General features: G+C 58.0%; 18 protein-coding genes, 1 pseudogene and 1 riboswitch. Of the genes and pseudogenes, 13 read left to right on the top strand and 6 right to left on the bottom strand.

Annotation, left to right across the window (positions count from 1 at the left end; all coding sequences use genetic code 11):
* Positions 1 to 24 precede the first annotated feature (24 nt).
* Positions 25 to 837, bottom strand: coding sequence for a DUF4158 domain-containing protein (locus L350_RS24580; protein WP_004187445.1), 813 nt, complete (start codon positions 835 to 837; stop codon positions 25 to 27).
* 158 nt (positions 838 to 995) lie between these two features.
* Between L350_RS24580 and L350_RS00070 the strand changes: the two genes are divergently transcribed.
* From L350_RS00070 to L350_RS00100, 7 genes are all read left to right on the top strand, one after another.
* Positions 996 to 1286 carry a nucleotidyltransferase family protein gene (locus L350_RS00070; protein WP_001247892.1) on the top strand — a complete coding sequence of 97 codons (291 nt, stop codon included), beginning with the start codon at positions 996 to 998 and terminating at the stop codon, positions 1284 to 1286.
* Positions 1283 to 1684, top strand: a complete 402-nt coding sequence (locus L350_RS00075) for a HepT-like ribonuclease domain-containing protein (protein WP_001293886.1) — start codon at positions 1283 to 1285, stop codon at positions 1682 to 1684. The genes L350_RS00070 and L350_RS00075 overlap by 4 nt, the downstream gene beginning before the upstream one ends.
* Positions 1674 to 2030 carry a cupin domain-containing protein gene (locus L350_RS00080; protein WP_000215515.1) on the top strand — a complete coding sequence of 119 codons (357 nt, stop codon included), beginning with the start codon at positions 1674 to 1676 and terminating at the stop codon, positions 2028 to 2030. The genes L350_RS00075 and L350_RS00080 overlap by 11 nt, the downstream gene beginning before the upstream one ends.
* Positions 2031 to 2284: 254 nt before the next feature.
* On the top strand, positions 2285 to 2611 hold the full coding sequence (locus tag L350_RS00085) for a hypothetical protein (RefSeq protein ID WP_003100858.1): 327 nt from the start codon (positions 2285 to 2287) through the stop codon (positions 2609 to 2611).
* The gene (locus tag L350_RS00090; protein WP_003100856.1) at positions 2608 to 3108 is read left to right on the top strand and encodes a hypothetical protein; all 501 of its coding nucleotides are present in this window, start codon (positions 2608 to 2610) and stop codon (positions 3106 to 3108) included. Before L350_RS00085 ends, L350_RS00090 begins: the two co-directional genes overlap by 4 nt.
* Positions 3105 to 3476, top strand: a complete 372-nt coding sequence (locus L350_RS00095; protein ID WP_003100853.1) for a hypothetical protein — start codon at positions 3105 to 3107, stop codon at positions 3474 to 3476. Before L350_RS00090 ends, L350_RS00095 begins: the two co-directional genes overlap by 4 nt.
* Positions 3470 to 4027 carry a recombinase family protein gene (locus tag L350_RS00100; RefSeq protein WP_003100847.1) on the top strand — a complete coding sequence of 186 codons (558 nt, stop codon included), beginning with the start codon at positions 3470 to 3472 and terminating at the stop codon, positions 4025 to 4027. The genes L350_RS00095 and L350_RS00100 overlap by 7 nt, the downstream gene beginning before the upstream one ends.
* A 32-nt stretch (positions 4028 to 4059) precedes the next feature.
* Here the strand turns inward: L350_RS00100 and L350_RS00105 are convergent.
* Positions 4060 to 5412, bottom strand: a pseudogene (locus L350_RS00105) (Tn3-like element Tn3 family transposase); the annotation flags it as partial.
* A gap of 161 nt (positions 5413 to 5573) precedes the next feature.
* Between L350_RS00105 and L350_RS00110 the strand changes: the two are divergent.
* A complete protein-coding gene (locus L350_RS00110) occupies positions 5574 to 6131 on the top strand; it encodes a recombinase family protein (protein WP_004118540.1) in 558 nt (185 codons plus the stop codon).
* A gap of 131 nt (positions 6132 to 6262) precedes the next feature.
* Complete coding sequence (locus tag L350_RS00115) at positions 6263 to 6595, top strand: DMT family transporter (protein ID WP_004118538.1); 333 nt, start codon at positions 6263 to 6265, stop codon at positions 6593 to 6595.
* Positions 6596 to 6948: 353 nt separating this feature from the next.
* On the opposite strand, the gene nhaA is transcribed toward L350_RS00115, so the two are convergent.
* Positions 6949 to 8097 (bottom strand): Na+/H+ antiporter NhaA, encoded by a 1149-nt coding sequence (nhaA, locus tag L350_RS00120; protein WP_011977829.1) that lies wholly within the window; start codon positions 8095 to 8097, stop codon positions 6949 to 6951.
* Positions 8098 to 8371: 274 nt separating this feature from the next.
* Positions 8372 to 8746, bottom strand: a complete 375-nt coding sequence (gene crcB, locus L350_RS00125) for a fluoride efflux transporter CrcB (RefSeq protein WP_004118534.1) — start codon at positions 8744 to 8746, stop codon at positions 8372 to 8374.
* 77 nt (positions 8747 to 8823) lie between these two features.
* Positions 8824 to 8894, bottom strand: a riboswitch (Fluoride riboswitch).
* A 380-nt stretch (positions 8895 to 9274) separates the two neighbouring features.
* On the opposite strand from crcB, the gene L350_RS00130 reads away from it, so the two are divergent.
* Positions 9275 to 10471 (top strand): MFS transporter, encoded by a 1197-nt coding sequence (locus L350_RS00130; RefSeq protein WP_001549953.1) that lies wholly within the window; start codon positions 9275 to 9277, stop codon positions 10469 to 10471.
* 71 nt (positions 10472 to 10542) lie between these two features.
* Here L350_RS00130 and L350_RS00135 read toward each other — a convergent pair whose 3' ends face one another.
* Together L350_RS00135 and L350_RS00140 are read right to left on the bottom strand one after the other, a co-directional pair.
* The gene (locus L350_RS00135) at positions 10543 to 11370 is read right to left on the bottom strand and encodes a universal stress protein (protein ID WP_004118529.1); all 828 of its coding nucleotides are present in this window, start codon (positions 11368 to 11370) and stop codon (positions 10543 to 10545) included.
* Positions 11371 to 11388: 18 nt separating this feature from the next.
* The gene (locus tag L350_RS00140; protein WP_001549885.1) at positions 11389 to 12867 is read right to left on the bottom strand and encodes a SulP family inorganic anion transporter; all 1479 of its coding nucleotides are present in this window, start codon (positions 12865 to 12867) and stop codon (positions 11389 to 11391) included.
* Between the two features lie 483 nt (positions 12868 to 13350).
* Between L350_RS00140 and L350_RS00145 the strand changes: the two genes are divergently transcribed.
* The 3 genes from L350_RS00145 to arsC all read left to right on the top strand — a co-directional run bounded on the left by L350_RS00145 (position 13351) and on the right by arsC (position 15561).
* Positions 13351 to 13704 carry a metalloregulator ArsR/SmtB family transcription factor gene (locus tag L350_RS00145; RefSeq protein ID WP_001549886.1) on the top strand — a complete coding sequence of 118 codons (354 nt, stop codon included), beginning with the start codon at positions 13351 to 13353 and terminating at the stop codon, positions 13702 to 13704.
* A gap of 95 nt (positions 13705 to 13799) precedes the next feature.
* Positions 13800 to 15083, top strand: a complete 1284-nt coding sequence (locus L350_RS00150; RefSeq protein WP_001549887.1) for an arsenic transporter — start codon at positions 13800 to 13802, stop codon at positions 15081 to 15083.
* Positions 15084 to 15132: 49 nt separating this feature from the next.
* Positions 15133 to 15561, top strand: a complete 429-nt coding sequence (arsC, locus tag L350_RS00155) for a glutaredoxin-dependent arsenate reductase (RefSeq protein ID WP_001549888.1) — start codon at positions 15133 to 15135, stop codon at positions 15559 to 15561.
* The last annotated feature ends 56 nt before the right edge of the window (positions 15562 to 15617 follow it).

Here is a 15617-nt window from a genome sequence, read left to right as displayed (position 1 = left end):
TCAGAAAACGGAAAATAAAGCACGCTAAGCCGGTTGCAGCGGCCGTAGCGGCCTGAACTTGCCCGCGCCGATCTTGGCGCTGCTGCGCCAGAGGTAATCGCCGGTCAGGTTGATGTGCTCCCAGCCGAGCGGCGACAGGTACTGCAACAGGCCGTCATCGACGGCTTGACCGTGGCCACGCAAGGCGTTCGCGGCCCGCTCCAGATAGACCGTGTTCCATAGCACGATGGCCGCCGTCACCAGGTTGAGGCCGCTGGCCCGGTAGCGCTGCTGCTCGAAGCTGCGGTCGCGGATTTCCCCCAGGCGGTTGAAGAACACGGCGCGGGTAATCGCTTCGGCGCTCGCCCGCTCGACGGCGTTGAGGGCGGGCACAATGACCGACTGCCGCCGCAGGTGCTCGATCAAGGCTCTGGCCAGCACGATGCCCTTGTCGGTTTGCATGGCCAGCTCGGTCAGCAACTGGACAGCCTGCCGGTAGTGGCCAATCGTGAACGGCTGGAAGCCGAACACCGTTTGCAGCTCGACCAGGTGCTCGCGTCGGGTCTGCTCACGCTGCCCGTACTCGTCCCAGCTTTCGATGCCGACCTTGAGCTGGTTGGCGACCAGTCTCAGCAATGGCGGGAACGGTGGCTCATCAGCGCCAAGGATGACGCCGGGAAAGCGCAGGTAGCAGAGCTGCACCGCGAAGCCCAGCCGATTGGCCGGGCCGCGCCGCTGCCGGATGATGGAGAGGTCGCTTTCGCTGAACGTGTAGTGACGGATCAACTCATCCTTGGTGTCCGGCAACGCCAGCAGGCTTTCGCGCTCGGCGGCGGAGAGGATCGAACGGCGGGGCATGCGGTTTCCTTCTTCTTGAAAACGTAGGTTTGTGACAAGCCCGCCAAGGCAACCGGCGCGGCACGGGAATCAAGGCATTGCGATTCTCGAAAATAGTTCTTGAAATTCTATTCTTGATTGCATATCATCTCAACGAGTTTCGATAAGAAAGGATGCGCATGCGACCGTCTGTTGTGCTTGACATGAAGCGAAGCGCAGTGCGTGAAGCGGTAGGCCGCTTTCGCGCCGCGAACCCGCGCGTCTTCGGCTCGGTGCTGCATGGCACCGACCGGGATGGCAGCGACCTCGACCTGTTGGTCGATGCGCTGCCCGGTGCCACGTTGTTGGACTTGGGCGATTTGGAAGAAGAACTGAAATCGCTGCTCGGCGTTGACGTCGATCTGCTGACTCCCGGCGACCTGCCGCCGAAGTTCCGGGCCAAGGTGCTCGCGGAGGCGCAACCGATATGAGCGAGAACCGCCTGCCCGATTACCTCGACCACATTCAGCAGGCCGCAACCGATGCGCGCAGCTTCGTGGAAGGGATGGCCAAGGACGACTTCTTGGCCGACAAGCGCACCCAGCAGGCCGTCATCATGAGCCTGATCGTCATCGGCGAGGCGGCCACAAAGGTGATGGATGGCTACGTCGAGTTCACCCAGGCGCATGCCGACGTGCCGTGGCGCAGCATGCGCAATATGCGTAATCGCATGGCTCACGGCTATTTCGACATCAACCTCGATGTGGTGTGGGAGACGGTACAGGAATGGCTGCCGGCGTTGCTCCAGCAATTGCCCGCCGTGCGTCAGGATGCCGACGATGAAGACCGTAACGACAACTGTGAAAGAGGGATCTCCGATGACTGTTGAATCGAGAATATTTTCTGTAGCCGAGTATGTTCAGCCGTCCGAAGGCGAGCCTATTCGTTCCGTTGTGCTTGAAACCCGAGACTCAATTATCGTGGTTTGGCATGTCCATCCCGGGCAGGAAATTGCGGCTCACATTCATCCTCACGGCCAAGACACGTGGACTGTTTTGTCGGGAATGGCTGATTACTTTCAGGGCAATGGGATTGTTCGTGCCCTCAGGGAAGGTGAGATAGCCGTGGCAAGACCGGGCCAAGTGCACGGGGCGCGAAATACAGGTACCGAGCCATTTGTGTTAGTCTCGGTTGTGGCATCAGCCAATGCCGGTTTCGTATTGGCTGAGCGATAGAGCCCAATCTCTGGAGTTGGTCCAATGAGCGGTCGGGGAGATAGGTAACAGACATGCAGCGGACACGGCTGCTAAACCAGGTCGCAAACCTCCTTGCGTCGCAGCGTGCCGCAAGCGACGCGATCAATCGAATGGGGTCGGCATGAGACTGAACACCATCCAGTTCCCGACCGCGTAGCCGCCTGTCCTGCCGATCAGGTCTTGACCATCGACGCCTGGGATCAGTCCTGAATGTTCTTGGAGACCACTACGTTATGAGCCGCAGCCGCCGCAAAACACCCATCGTCGGGCACACGACCTGCGGCAGCGAGCGCGAGGACAAGAAGCTCTGGCATCAGCGCTGGCGCACCCGTGAGCGCACGGCGCTGACCAGCGCGTCGCCCGAAGCCCTGAGCGCCCATCTGCCCCTGCTGGAAAACCAGGCCAGCAGCGTCTGGTCGATGGGCAAGGATGGCCGCTCCTACTGGCCCGTCAAGCGCCAGGCCGCCACGGCGGATCGCATCGCCAATCACAAGGGACGCAACCCGCAAGAACGCGCCTCCCTGAAAAAGCGCCTGCTGCGCAAGTGGATGAGCAAATGAAGCTCTCCTTCCATCAGCACATTGCGCTGTTCTGGATGATCGGTGCTCCGGGCGTCTTCGCGCCCGTGATCGAGAACGCCAAGCGGCCCGATGCCGGCGCCGTCATGGCGTGGGGTGTCGCGATCGTGGCGGTGATGATCCTCTTCACCCCTTTGCTGCTGCGCTGTCCACCATTCCGGCGCTGGTATGGCCGGACGGATGCGCTGTCGGAGCGGCAGCGCCAGGCGCTTGCCGAGCGCGGCCTGCGCCGCTACTACCAGACCGCTTTCGATGACGGCTACGTGCCCCGCGTGATGCCCTACGTGTGGCGCATCATCTGGACGGTCGGCGGGTTGATGGCTGTGACCGCCGTACTGCCTACCAACACCGGACGGCCAGCCTTCGATGCCTTGGTGGTCTTCTCGACCTGGTATCCGATAGGCGTGATGCTGCTGGTTTTCGCGTCGAGGCCCCTTGGCCGGTTGATTCGCCAAAGAGCACAGGAGCGGCGGAAATGAGCACGTCAACCATCGAGGCGCTGGCCAGCGCCTGGGCAAGGATTGCCGAGGAAGCGGAATTCCCCGCTGACTACGAGGGGACTGCCACACCACAAGCGCATCGGGCTAGCGAAGCTATTCAGGAGCAGATTCGGGAGCGCATCGTCGCCACCAACGACATGCGGCTGTTCAGCCTGCTGCACCTGCTGGGTCAGGCGTCGCTGCGCATGGAGCAAGCGCTGTGGCCGGAGGATTACGAGCGGATGACGCGCGAGGTTGAGGAAGCCCTGCGGCAAGCCACCGACGCCAACGCCAGATCGTACACCCACGAAGAAGTGATGCAGGCGATGCAGGAACGCATCGACCGGGCGCGAGACAAGCCATGTTGATTGGCTATGCGCGCGTCTCGACGCAGGATCAGAACCTGGAGCTGCAACGCGAAGCCTTGAGCAAGGCCGGATGTAAAAAGGTCTTCGAGGACAAGGTGAGTGGCACGCGGGCAGACCGGCCTGGCTTGGCCAAGACGCTCGAAATGCTGCGCGAAGGCGATACTTTGGTCGTCTGGAAGCTCGACCGGCTGGGCCGGTCGGTCAAGCAACTGGTCGATCTGGTCGGCGATCTGCACAAGCACGGTGTCCAGTTCAGGAGCCTCACCGACTCCATCGACACCGGCACACCATCCGGGCGGTTCTTCTTCCACGTCATGGCGAGCCTTGCCGAAATGGAGCGCGAGCTGACCGTCGAGCGCACCCGCGCCGGGCTGGAAGTCGCCAAGCAGCTCGGCCGCAAAGGCGGCCGCAAGCCGAAGATGACCGACAGCAAGATCGAGTCGGCCAAGAAGCTGCTGGCCAGCGGGGTGCCGCCCAAGGACGTGGCCAAGAACCTCGGCGTGTCCATTCCGACGCTGTACCGCTGGGTGCCAGCCTCCACGCACGCTTAGCGTGCTTTATTTTCCGTTTTCTGAGACGACCCCTTGTTAATCACCAGCCGTTTCCATGACCGACTGATAATTTCCGTTGGTGCGTCGTCAAAAAACTGCCGCCGTGAGCTGAACTCCCGGCTGAGGTAGTCACAGGCATTCAGAGTGGTAACCCCGGCAGGTGCGGATGAAAATTTAACGGTATTCAGCAGATGGGGCAGGAAACGACGAACGCGCCCGTACTGCTCCACCATTTCTTCATGAAAATTATCGTCTGAGGGCCGGGAAATTTCACGGACAAGCGTGATGATTTCAGCCAGCTTTTGCCTGGGGATGTAGCTGAACACCTCAGCACGAATCGATTCGTCCGGTGTTTCTTCTTTCAGCAGGTACGAACATGCGCTGGCGAGCGCCAATGCAGATTTATCCAGATCCTTCAGCGAGCGGAGCCGTTTTTTCTGCCCAATCTTTCTGGCGTCACGGATGATAACGGCCAGCATGGCGTCCAGAACGTCCAGTGCATCATCCAACGCCAGCGTTTCCCATGCAAGGACAAAGGCAACCAGAACCGCCATCCTTTTCTGCGGTGACATCCTGGCAATATTGAACACCGAAGTCATACCAGCATAACGTGCGAGATTTTTCAGGCGCACAGCCGGGAGTGTACTCAGGTTGTCAGCATGCAAGCCAAAATCGTTCAGAGTTTTCCAGCGTTCAATTGCTTCATTAAACGCCGGACCACTGATGGTCACAGGGCCTTTTTTCAGTGATTCCAGTAAAGACAGGCGGCTGCAATCAGTTGGCCCCAGCAGCATCTCCAGCTGTGAACGTTGTTCGGCTGACGGTATCAGTGCCAGTTTGTTCCACAGGCGCAACGTCGCCTTTTCCCTTACCTCTGAAATCAACCGGGTCAGCGTAGTGGCTCCGGGGAGAATAATACGATGTTGCATAAGCCACCCTGTCGCCAGATCGAAAAGCAGGCCAGGACGTTCGTTGCTTATCCAGCTCCGGGTATATAAAAGACGGGTAAGGCGAAATGTCCAGGGCCAGGCAAATTCACGATACTGATAGTGCTGACGTATCAGCGCTGCATGCTCACGGCGGGTATTTTCCCTCTGACCGTATTCTGCAAGAACGGTGATATCACGAATCCCGAGCTGTCTGGCGGTAAAATGCCGGACGCCGGAAGGAATATGATTCATATCGGTGAGGAAGGTGCCCAGAAAACGGACACATCCAATTTGCAGGGCAATGCCCAGACGGTTGTGATCACCTCTGCTTTTTCCGATAAATTCCTTGTCTGCTTCATCAAGATGAAAATATCGTGCCAGCTGAAGCTCATCCGGTTCACCGGTGAATCTGCCATAGCTTTCAGTCTGCTCAGTGGTCAGAAAGTCAACGGGCATATCGGCCTCCCTGCCTGACGGGCATTTAGTAACATTTTTGCAACCGTCCGAAATGTTATAAGTTTTGAGACCTTTTAAAGTGCGTGCTTACATGAGTATCAAAAATCGTGTTTTATGCTTTATGATACTACGCAGTATCAGTATCGATTTGTGAGACCAATATGGCATTACTGGGATATGCAAGGGTATCAACGAGCCATCAGAAACTGACGGCGCAGATCATGGAGCTGAAATCTTCAGGCGTCAGAGATGACCGGATTTTTACTGACATGATGTCGGGCGCCACGGACGAACGTGAAGGGTTACAACGGCTGCTTGCCCGTGCCGAAAAAGATGACATTATCATGTGTACCAAAATGGACCGGCTTGGCCGCAACACAGCGGATATGATCCACATTGTTGATGCCTGCTATAAAAAGGGAATAGCCATCCGGTTTCTGGAGAATGGACTGAGTACTGAAGGCACGATGGGTAAAATGGTCATTCAGATCCTTGCTGCCGTTGCTGAAGCTGAGCGGGAGCGGATCCTGGAGCGCACAAACGAAGGCCGGGTCATCGCCATGGCGGCAGGCGTCAGGTTTGGACGGAAACCTCATCACAAATCGGCCGCCGCACTGGAGCTTATCCGGCACGAAACGCCCATTAAACTGGTGATGGAGAAAACCGGCATATCCAGGGCCACCTATTTCAGGTTAAAAAAACTGGGCCCAGGCAGTTAACCCGACGCAGGCAGCGATTTTTTCCTGTGCCGGAAAGGGTTTCGCGGTTGATGCTGATGATCCCCTGCTTAAAAACAGAGTTAACATTGCCCACAATATTGCTGGTTTTGATGAGCCGTTAAAGGAGTTTTATGAATGGATGGATGTATCTGGTGATTGCCGGCATAGCCGAAGTCTTTTATGCCGCGTCAATGCTCCGGACTGAGGGATTTACCCGGATCTACCCCAGTATTTTTTGCCTGACATTTATCGGTGTGAGCATGTACTTTTTGTCCCTGGCAACACGGACTATTCCTGTAGGAACCGCTTATGCGGTCTGGGTCGGGATTGGTGCTTTAGGGACAGCAGCGTACGGAATAATTTACTTAAATGAAGATAAGGGCCTGTTACGCATTGCCTGTTTCGGACTGATTCTGGCGGGTATCATTGGCCTGAAAATTCTGGCAGGACACAAGCAGCTGTAGGTTCTCATCCATAAACAGAACTCCGGGGGCATTCTGATTTTAGACATCAGCATGCCTCTCCCTTTCCCCTTTTTGAAATGGGACATTACCCGCTACATTAATAACAGGCGAGAGAACCGACATAACCGGGGGCGGCCAGGAAAAGTTGCCATGATTGACAAAAAGACTGCTTTTTGTTTGTACCTGCATGATTAACGGTGCGAATTTTTTCGGCAAACTATAAATGCGGGCACCAGTGTGATGATAAGCACCTGAATAAATGCCGACGGTAATGAAGGTGGCCCTGTTGATTAATAAGTTTGCAGGGAAATAAAAATCCCCGTCATCACGGGGATTTTCCGGACCCGAATGCGTTACCGGGAAGGATGCGAAGGAGAAAAGCGCAGTATCAGCATACCCGCCAGTGCTGCCAGTACAGAGCCGGCAAGTACCCCCACCTTGACCTCGTCCACCAACAGGGGGCTTTCTGCAAACGCCAGGTTGCCGATAAACAGGCTCATGGTAAACCCTATTCCGCACAGGACCGATACGCCGTAAACCTGCAGCCAGGTACTTTTTTCAGGCCGTTTTGCCAGGCCCAGGCTGACGGCCAGCAGCGACAGGCCGAAAATGCCCGCCTGCTTGCCAACAAACAGGCCCAGCGCAACGCCGACCGGTACCGGCGACATCAGGTCATCAGCCGTCATACCGGAGAGCGCGACCCCCGCATTTGCGAAGCCAAACAGCGGCAGTATCAGAAACGTCACCCACGGATTGATGCCGTGCTCCAGCCGGGCAAGAGGGGATTGTTTATCCGGATCGGTTACCCGCAGCGGGATAAAGAGCGCCAGCAGGATACCCGCGATGGTGGCGTGCACCCCGGACTGAAGCATGAAAAACCACAGCACGCCCCCCGCCAGCAGATAGGGAAACAGCCGGGTAATCCCGGCACGGTTCATGATAAACAGCAGAGCAACCGTGACCGCCGCACCGGCCAGCATCAGAAACGAAATATTACTGGTATAGAAGAGCGCAATAATAGCCACTGCGCCCATGTCGTCCAGAATAGCCAGCGCCGACAGGAAAATTTTCAGCGAGGCAGGTACGCGACTGCCCAGCAGTGCCAGTACCCCGAGCGCAAAGGCAATGTCCGTGGCGGCAGGAATTGCCCAGCCAGCGAGGGTTTCATCGCTGCCCGCATTAAACCATACGTAAATGGCCGCAGGCACGGCCATCCCGCCCAGCGCGGCAAATCCCGGCAGCGCGCGCTGGCCCCAGGTGGCAAGCTGACCGGTGAGAAGCTCGCGCTTGATTTCCAGGCCGACCATCATGAAGAACACGGCCATCAGGGCGTCGTTTATCCAGTGCTCAACGGAGAGGCCGGCGGCGTTGTATTTCAGGAATACCTCATATCCCTCCCTGAGCGGAGAGTTAGCCACGATGATAGCGGCTGCTGAGGCGATGATGAGCACGATGCCGCCGGCTGCGGGCGAGCTGAAAAATGCAGATGGCACTTCTGACATCCTCTTTTTATTTCTGTCTGGGATTTCTGACACACTCCCTCCCTTTATTCAAAAAAAACAGGCCTTCCCCTGATATACAACCGCTGGTTATCAGAGGATAAGCCGGCTGAGCTACGCTGAAGATATAAAAAATACGATAATTAATTGCTGATAAATTAACGAATTAGCGTGACGTTAATTTTATCATAACGTCCGGCCCGCTTCAGGCGGAAGAGGTAAAGCCCTGTAAAGCTGCCGCAGGCAGGGGCATTTTTATCCGTCATCAGCCACACGCTCACAGCAGCCATGTGACGACAAAAAAACCCAGGGCAGTCATCAGAATGGAGCCGGTTACGTGTACCAGCAGTGAAGTAAACGCCCAGAAATAATTACCGGACTGCAGCTGTGAGAATATTTCCAGGGAAAACGTGGAAAACGTGGTCAGCCCACCGCACAGCCCGGTGATAACAAGTAATCGCCAGGCCGGATCCAGGTCAGGATGGCGCATGAACCAGGCCAGCGACGCACCAATGATAAATCCGCCCGCAAGGTTCACTACCAGCGTGCCCGGTGGCAGGTCAGGAAACAGGCTGTTCAGGCGTGCGCCAAGCAGCCAGCGGATCAGGCAGCCAGCGGATCCACCAATGATAATGGCCAGATAAGATTTCACGGGGTTTACCTCTGTGTCAGAGGGAGTATGCAGGCTGATGATACGGGGCGGCCTGACATACTCCCGGTTAAAGGGGAGTAATATCAGGCGTCATCAGCTTCTCAGGGGAAGCGGTTGGGTAAGGTGGAACGCCATCACCTCGCCGCAATTCTGGCCCGGTCACGGGCGTTAATCAAGCGGCTATCCACTGTTTTTGTGCGACTCCCCCTGCGGCGGGCATGAGGAGCCCGTTTTCAGGCTTGACCTGAAGAGCATTAAAAATTATCGTTTCGGCAGCATTTTATATCTGACTGTGAGTCATGCACATTACGCCACCCTGAGTTTCTCTTCGCCCGTCCTTTATCAGAGAGCCTGCCGCGACAGCCAGTCCGCGCCGGGTACCGTTCTCTCATATCCGTTACGGGACTGCCACCTTTCACGGTGAACCCGCGTGTACCTGCTTCAGGGACGCAGGCGCCGTGTCCGCAGCAGCCGGTACGGACACGTCGTGATTAATCGGCGGGCTGCAGCCCGCCTTCAGGGATATTCATGCGTCAGCTTTTTCGGTTTATGTTTCATCACGCCTCTCACCTTACGTTCGGTGCGATGCTGATGGCCATGTCCAGCTTTGGACAGACCTATTTTGTCTCACTTTACGGGCAGGATTTTCGTGAGGCCTTTGGGCTCACCGACGGCGGACTGGGCGGCCTGTACGCAATCGGAACGGTGATGAGCGCCATCACGCTGACCTGGGCCGGACGGCTGATTGACTACACCACGACCCGCCGCTTCACGCTGGCGGTCACCCTTTTGCTGCTCACGGCCTGCCTGCTGGTTTCCGGCGCACAGGCGGCGTGGATGCTGTGCATCGGGTTTTACTTTCTGCGCCTCGGCGGCCAGGGACTGATGGTGCATACTGCGCTGACCGCAACGGCGCGCCAGTTCCCCCTTGATGCAGGCAAGGCGCTCGGCGCCATCGCGCTGGGGCTCTCGCTGGCGCAGGCCGTTTTTCCTGTGATTGCGGTGCAGATAAGCGCGCTGACGGGATGGCGCGCTGCCTGGGGCATCAATGCCGGAATGCTTGTTGCCGGCGTGGGGGTCGCGCTGATGTTTTTGCCCCGCGGGAAAGAGAAGCCGCTGCGTACGTTCAGAAAGCGGGGTGAGGAGAAAGAAAAAGAGGCGCCGGTATGGCGAAACCGCAACCTGCTGCTGGCGCTGCCTGTCGTGCTGGCCTCCCCCTTTATCACCACCGGCTTCTTCTTCCACCAGGCGAGGCTGGCACAGGAGAAAGGCTGGGAGCTGTCGTGGGTGGCGGTATGGTTTATTGCCTATGCCATTACCCAGGCGGTATCGCTGCTGTCGTTTGGCCCGCTGATTGACCGGCTCTCACCACGCAGGCTGCTGCCGTGGTTTCTGATGCCACAGGCCCTGGCCATGCTGGCGCTATGGCTCAGCAACGGTCAGTGGGTGACGCCTTTTTACCTGATTATGACCGGCGTATCGTCGGCCATTGCCTCAACGCTTGCCACCGCGCTCTGGGTACAGCTGTTTGGTCCGGCGCAGCTGGCCAGGGTGCGCTCGGCGGTTGAGGCAGGGACGGTGATTGCCAGCGGGGCATCCCCGGTAATCATGGGCGTGCTGATAGATAACCATGTCACCCTGCATCTTCAGGCCCTGTTCTGCCTGGTCTACATTCTTGGCGCCAGCCTGCTGGCCACCGGTATCAGGACGGATGCGCCGCAATAACGCGCCTTTACCTTCATACCCGTCATCCTCTTTCCCCTGTGAAGGCGGGCCTGATATCAGGCCCGCCTGTTTCATCGCAGCATCAGCAGGGGCTGACGGCTTTCAGACAGCATTTCCGTGGTGTGGCTGCCAATAAAGAATCGCCGTAACCGGGAGTGCCCGCAGGCCCCCATTACCGTGAGGTCGATATCATGGGCGTCCGCGTAGCGGCACAGCGCCCCGGTTACGGACTCGTCTTCCAGCAGGCGTGTCTCGGTCGTGATACCGGCTTCCTGAAGAACAGCCTGCGCATCCTGCAGGGCTGACATGTCACCGTTGACCATCACGATATGACAGCTCAGGCCGTGCAGCAGCGGGCTGACCGTCAGGCGCGTCAGGTTTTTACGGCTCTCACTGCTGCCGTCGTACGCAAACATCACCCGCGCCGGCGGCGTAAACGTCTCCGGCACAATCAGCACCGGGTTTTTCTGCAGGCGAATGACGCTTTCCAGATGGCTGCCTACCTGATTCTGCGTCCCGCGGCGCCCCAGCACCATCAGCCGGACTTCGCCCAGCTCCGCCAGGATTTCGTCCAGTGCGCCGTGCTTTTGCAGCAGCTGTGCGTCCGGCTGTCCGGTCTGCTTCAGGAGCTCCGCACAGCCGGCCAGCACGGCCTTGCCCTGCGCCATCAGCAGCCGGCTGCGCTCACCCTCGACGCGGACCAGCGCTTCGGTCAGCTGCTCCCGGCTGTCAATACCAATGCTCCCGGTCAGGTCAGACACGGCGGGAGTCTCACTCTTTTCGAGCACGTGCAGCAGCGCCAGCGGCGCGCCAAGTTTACCGGCTGCCCAGGCAGCATACTCACAGACCGGCCGGGTTGACGGCGAGCCGTCAACGCAGGCAATAACGGTGTTATTCATGATGCTTTCTCCAGTAAATTAATGGCCACCCATCAGCTTTTCCACTTCTTCAGGCTTGTCATGCACTCCGAAGCGGTCAACGAGGGTGCGGGTCGCGTCATTCATACCCTTGATCTCCACTTCCGTGCCTTCGCGACGGAACTTGATAACCACCCGGTCCAGCGCGCTCACGGAGGTGATATCCCAGAAGTGGGCGTGCGTTACGTCAATCACCACGCGCTCCACCGCTTCACGGAAGTCGAAGTGGCTCATAAAGCGATCGGATGAGGCAAAGAATACCTGGCCGGCTACGGTATAGGTGCGGGTGTCGTCCTTCAGCTCAGAGGAGACCGCCATAAAGCGGGCGACCTTGGTGGCGAAGTTCAGCGAGGCAATCAGCACGCCGGTGAGCACGCCAAACGCCAGGTTATCGGTCGCCACCACCACCACCACGGTGGCCAGCATCACCACGCTGGTTGACAGCGGATGGCTGCGCAGGTTGCTGATGGAGCGCCAGGAGAAGGTGCCGATGGAGACCATGATCATCACCGCCACCAGAGCCGCCATGGGTATCCGGGACACCCAGTCGCGCAGGAACACCACCATCAGCAGCAGCACCACGCCGGCGGTGAGCGTGGAAAGCCGCCCGCGCCCGCCCGATTTGACGTTGATCACCGACTGGCCAATCATCGCGCAGCCCGCCATGCCGCCGATAAAGGAGGTGCAGATGTTGGCCACGCCCTGCGCCTTGCACTCGCGGTTTTTATCGCTCGGCGTGTCGGTCATGTCGTCCACGATGGTGGCGGTCATCATCGACTCCAGCAGCCCCACCACGGCAAGTCCTGCCGAGTACGGCAGAATAATCATCAGCGTGTCGAGGTTAAGCGGGATATCCGGGATCAGAAACACCGGCAGGCTGTCCGGCAGTTTGCCCATGTCACCCACGGTGCGCACGTCCAGGTGCAGCCACATGGAAATGGCGGTCAGCACGATGATGCAGACCAGCGGCGAGGGAATGGTTTTGTTCAGATACGGGAAGAGATAAATGATGCCCAGGCCCGCAGCGGTCAGGGCATAAACGTGCCAGGTGACGTTGGTCAGCTCCGGCAGCTGCGCCATAAATATCAGGATGGCCAGCGCGTTCACGAAACCGGTGACCACCGAGCGGGAGACGTAGCGCATCAGGCTGCCCAGCTTCAGGTAGCCGGCCGCCAGCTGCAGTACGCCGGTCAGCGCCGAGGCCGCCAGCAGATACTGCAGGCCGTGGTCTTTTACAAGCGTGATCAGCAGCAGCGCCATCGCACCGGTGGCGGACGATATCATTGCCGGACGGCCGCCGAGGAAGGCCATAACCAGGGGAATACAGAACGCAGAGTAGAGCCCGACCTGCGGGTCGACTCCGGCGATGATGGAAAAGGCGATCGCTTCGGGAATAAGCGCGAGCGCGACCACAATACCGGCAAGGACGTCACCACGGACGTTACCCAGCCAGTCCTTACGCGTCGAGGACAGCAGCATAGTCATTTCTCAGTTTTTGATTACGGTCAGCCCGTGAGGGCAAAAATTTTACGTACGAAAAAGCACATCCGCAGACGGGATGTTTTTGAGTGCGCGCCGAAGTTTATTCAGTGCGACAGAGGAGGGGTACGACTCAGGGTGGCGTAAGACGCATGGTGGTGTTTATCACTCCTTCACGGCTGACAGAGCAGCGCGGGTAATCAGAAAGACCGGATGAACAGACGTTCAGTACCGGCCACAAATGCCCGCCGGGCAGATGAACCACGGCAAAAAGCGCTTTTTACTCTACACGAATTGTTAACGGGGTCAACGCGCAGGGCAAAAACGCTGTTCATGGAATGCCGGTCAGGCGCATCCGGACGGAAAGTCCTTCTGCATGCTCAGGCTCGTCCGGCGTTCGCACATACATATGATTAAGTGAATATAAATTTGACGGAGAAAGTTTCACAGGTACACTCAGGTCAGTCACAATAAGGAGTCACCATGCCACCCGTGTCCCCCCTGCAGCTTTTTAAAAGCCTTTCCGACGAAACCCGACTCAGCCTCGTGCTGCTGCTACGCGAAAAAGGGGAGCTCTGCGTCTGTGAACTTACGTCCGTGCTGAAAGAAACTCAGCCCAAAATCTCACGGCATCTGGCTCTGCTGAGAGAAAACGGGCTGCTTACCGACCGGCGGGACGGAAAATGGATCCACTATCGTCTGTCGCCTCATATGCCGGCGTGGGCAGCGGCGGTTATCGAACAGGCTTATCTCTGCCAGCGGGATGATATCCGCCAGCTCAGCCGGCAGGCTGAACGCGATAACGCCACCACCAACGGCAAGCCTGTCTGCATTTAAAAATTTACCGGTATATATCTGGATTATCGAATATATTACGCATCGAAAATTTATCAGTCCGGTTTAACAGGCATTTGTATTCAATAGGAGCGGGTATGTTTCTGGCAGGTGCGATTTTCATCCTGACGCTGGTACTGGTCATCTGGCAGCCGAAGGGGCTGAGCATTGGCTGGAGTGCCGTCATCGGTGCGGCGCTGGCGCTGCTGACCGGCGTGGTGCACATCGGTGATATTCCGGTGGTCTGGCAGATTGTCTGGAACGCCACGGGCACGTTCATTGCGGTCATCATTATCAGCCTGCTGCTCGATGAGTCCGGCTTTTTTGAGTGGGCCGCGCTGCACGTTTCCCGCTGGGGAGGCGGCAGGGGCCGGCTGCTGTTCACGTATATCGTTCTGCTGGGTGCCGCAGTGGCGGCGCTGTTTGCCAATGACGGAGCCGCGCTAATTCTGACGCCGATCGTTATTGCCATGCTGCTGGCGCTGGGATTCACTCCCGGCTCCACGCTGGCGTTTGTGATGGCAGCGGGCTTTATCGCTGACACCTCCAGCCTGCCGCTCATCGTATCGAACCTGGTGAACATCGTAACGGCTGACTTCTTTACGCTGGGCTTCAGCGAGTACGCATCCGTCATGGTGCCGGTGAACATTGCCTCCATTGCGGCCACGCTGGTGATGCTTCATCTCTTTTTCCGCAGGGACATCCCGGTCACCTATGACCTGGCGAAGCTGAAGGCACCGCGGGAAGCCATCCGGGATGCACGAACCTTTAAGGCTGGCTGGGTGGTTTTGGTTCTTCTGCTGGTTGGCTTTTTTGCTCTGGAGCCGCTCGGCGTGCCGGTCAGCCTGGTGGCGGCGGTGGCGGCGTTTATTCTCTGGCTGGTTGCCCGCAAAGGACACGTGATTGACGCCGGCAGGGTGCTGAAAGGCGCGCCCTGGCAGATCGTTATCTTTTCGCTGGGCATGTATCTGGTGGTATACGGACTGCGTAACGCCGGACTGACTGATTACCTTTCCGCCGCCCTGAACCGGTTTGCAGAGCACGGCGTATGGGGCGCAACGCTCGGCACCGGCTTCCTGACGGCGGCACTCTCGTCCGTCATGAACAACATGCCCACCGTGCTGGTTGGCGCGTTGTCGATTGACGGTAGTAGCGCACAGGGCGTGGTGAAGCAGGCGATGATTTACGCCAACGTCATCGGCTGTGACCTCGGCCCGAAAATAACCCCTATCGGCAGCCTCGCAACCCTGCTGTGGCTGCACGTGCTGGCACAGAAAAACATCACCATCAGCTGGGGCTATTACTTCCGCGTGGGCATCGTGATGACCCTGCCGGTGCTTTTTGTCACGCTGGCCGCGCTGGCCCTGCGCCTGTCTGTTTAACTTTAACCCCGGGGCTGCGCCCGTGCAGCCCCTTTACGGAGTACCGCTTATGACTGACATTACCATTTACCACAACCCGGCCTGCGGGACATCCCGCAATACCCTGGCGCTTATCCGTAACAGCGGCGCCGAACCCACGGTTATTCTGTATCTGGAAACGCCGCCGTCACGCGATGAGCTGAAGAAGCTGATTGCGGATATGGGCATCGGCGTGCGCGACCTGCTGCGCAAAAATACCGAACCGTACGAACAGCTCGGCCTGGCAGAAGACCGCTTCAGCAATGACGAACTGCTCGATGCCATGCTGGCTCATCCGATCCTCATTAATCGCCCGGTGGTAGTGACACCGCTCGGCACGAAGCTGTGCCGTCCCTCCGAAGTGGTTCTGGACATACTGCCGGACCCGCAGCAGGGCGCGTTTACCAAAGAGGACGGCGAAGCCGTCATTGATGAGCACGGGAACCGCGTCAGCCACTGATTTTTTACCAGGCTGCGGGCATAACAGTGTGGAAAAAGCCGGCATCTGCCGGCTTT

Origin of the sequence: Enterobacter sp. MGH 4 (assembly GCF_000534735.1) — a bacterium.
GTDB classification, from domain to species: domain Bacteria; phylum Pseudomonadota; class Gammaproteobacteria; order Enterobacterales; family Enterobacteriaceae; genus Enterobacter; species Enterobacter intestinihominis.
This window is presented reverse-complemented; position numbering and strand designations above follow the sequence as displayed.

What these genes read in the sequence shown, in the direction of transcription:
- L350_RS24580 (WP_004187445.1), bottom strand. Translation starts at nt 837, where the DNA reads ATGCCCCGCCGTTCGATCCTCTCCGCCGCCGAGCGCGAAAGCCTGCTG.
- L350_RS00070 (WP_001247892.1), top strand. Translation starts at nt 996, where the DNA reads ATGCGACCGTCTGTTGTGCTTGACATGAAGCGAAGCGCAGTGCGTGAA.
- L350_RS00075 (WP_001293886.1), top strand. Translation starts at nt 1,283, where the DNA reads ATGAGCGAGAACCGCCTGCCCGATTACCTCGACCACATTCAGCAGGCC.
- L350_RS00080 (WP_000215515.1), top strand. Translation starts at nt 1,674, where the DNA reads ATGACTGTTGAATCGAGAATATTTTCTGTAGCCGAGTATGTTCAGCCG.
- L350_RS00085 (WP_003100858.1), top strand. Translation starts at nt 2,285, where the DNA reads ATGAGCCGCAGCCGCCGCAAAACACCCATCGTCGGGCACACGACCTGC.
- L350_RS00090 (WP_003100856.1), top strand. Translation starts at nt 2,608, where the DNA reads ATGAAGCTCTCCTTCCATCAGCACATTGCGCTGTTCTGGATGATCGGT.
- L350_RS00095 (WP_003100853.1), top strand. Translation starts at nt 3,105, where the DNA reads ATGAGCACGTCAACCATCGAGGCGCTGGCCAGCGCCTGGGCAAGGATT.
- L350_RS00100 (WP_003100847.1), top strand. Translation starts at nt 3,470, where the DNA reads ATGTTGATTGGCTATGCGCGCGTCTCGACGCAGGATCAGAACCTGGAG.
- L350_RS00110 (WP_004118540.1), top strand. Translation starts at nt 5,574, where the DNA reads ATGGCATTACTGGGATATGCAAGGGTATCAACGAGCCATCAGAAACTG.
- L350_RS00115 (WP_004118538.1), top strand. Translation starts at nt 6,263, where the DNA reads ATGAATGGATGGATGTATCTGGTGATTGCCGGCATAGCCGAAGTCTTT.
- nhaA (WP_011977829.1), bottom strand. Translation starts at nt 8,097, where the DNA reads ATGTCAGAAGTGCCATCTGCATTTTTCAGCTCGCCCGCAGCCGGCGGC.
- L350_RS00130 (WP_001549953.1), top strand. Translation starts at nt 9,275, where the DNA reads ATGCGTCAGCTTTTTCGGTTTATGTTTCATCACGCCTCTCACCTTACG.
- L350_RS00135 (WP_004118529.1), bottom strand. Translation starts at nt 11,370, where the DNA reads ATGAATAACACCGTTATTGCCTGCGTTGACGGCTCGCCGTCAACCCGG.
- L350_RS00140 (WP_001549885.1), bottom strand. Translation starts at nt 12,867, where the DNA reads ATGCTGCTGTCCTCGACGCGTAAGGACTGGCTGGGTAACGTCCGTGGT.
- L350_RS00145 (WP_001549886.1), top strand. Translation starts at nt 13,351, where the DNA reads ATGCCACCCGTGTCCCCCCTGCAGCTTTTTAAAAGCCTTTCCGACGAA.
- L350_RS00150 (WP_001549887.1), top strand. Translation starts at nt 13,800, where the DNA reads ATGTTTCTGGCAGGTGCGATTTTCATCCTGACGCTGGTACTGGTCATC.
- arsC (WP_001549888.1), top strand. Translation starts at nt 15,133, where the DNA reads ATGACTGACATTACCATTTACCACAACCCGGCCTGCGGGACATCCCGC.